The following is a 986-nucleotide window of genomic DNA, read 5'->3' as shown; positions in this document are numbered from 1 at the left end:
AGGGGTGTTTTCCGGCCCATCCTTGTCGGAGTTTGATGCCGTCTTCGTAGGTGAATCTGGTGTCGTATTCTGCTGGTCCGATGGGTTCGTCGGGTTGTGTGTGGGTGTGTGGTTGTGGTGGGTTCCAGTGGGTTTCGGTGACGAAGTCCCAGGGGTCTTTGGGGTTGTGTGTGGCTTTGTAGAGTAGCCAGTCGATGCCACGGCGGGCGTGGTTGATGGTGAGTCCGCGGTGGTTTCTTAGGAAGTCTTTGATGGCTTTGTTCGGACCTCCTTCTAGCGGGTTTGTTGTGTTCGCGACTGGTCGTTTTGTGTGGGTGTTCAGCCAGGTGAAGAGCTCGTTAGTGGTCAGCAGTGTGGCTAAGAGTTTGTGTGCGCGTCGGGTGTGGATGTGGGTGTACCACCATTTCTGGTGCGGGCTTGCGTGGGCTGGTCGTGGCGTGTTCTTTGTGGCGTAGGTGCGTTGTTTGAGGAACGTGTTCCAGGTGGCTTCCCAGTGGAGGAATCCTGCTGTCCAGGTAGCGGCTTGGTCGGTGTTTTGGACCTTGGATAGGGCTTTGTATAAGGCGAGGAGTTCTTTGTTTGCTGGCAGTTTTGGTGTCCGGGTCAGGTGTCGGTGTGCGGTGTTGCGGATGTGGAAGTAGCAACGTTGGATTCGGGTGTGTGGCCAGCAGTTTTTGATTGCTCGGTGTAGGGGCCCGTTACCGTCGATGATGGCGTAGTCCGGTGGTGGGATTCGGGCTAGTAGTGCTGTCCAGGAGGCGAGTTTTTCGCGGTCGCACCATTGCCAGTCAATGACATGGGTGCCGGTGTGTGCGATGAGTACGCACCACCCGTTGAAGTAGGTGCCATCAAGCATGATCTGGTGGTGTATTTCGCCGGTAGGCACCACGGTTGGTGCCACATTCCAGCACCACTGTGTATGCCGGGTAAACGAACGGGTGCTGGTACTGAAGTCGTGGCGAGGTTGGTTGCTTTCTAGCCATTTC

General features: G+C 56.2%; 1 protein-coding gene. It reads right to left on the bottom strand.

Going from position 1 to position 986, the window contains the following annotated elements:
• On the bottom strand, window positions 1-986 hold a 986-nt coding region (locus HMPREF0183_RS11690), incomplete at both ends, for an IS1249 family transposase (RefSeq protein WP_050775426.1).

The sequence above is a fragment of the Brevibacterium mcbrellneri ATCC 49030 genome, assembly GCF_000178455.1.
GTDB lineage: Bacteria > Actinomycetota > Actinomycetes > Actinomycetales > Brevibacteriaceae > Brevibacterium > Brevibacterium mcbrellneri.
Note: the sequence above shows the minus strand (reverse complement) of the source record. Positions and strands in the feature narration are given on the sequence as shown.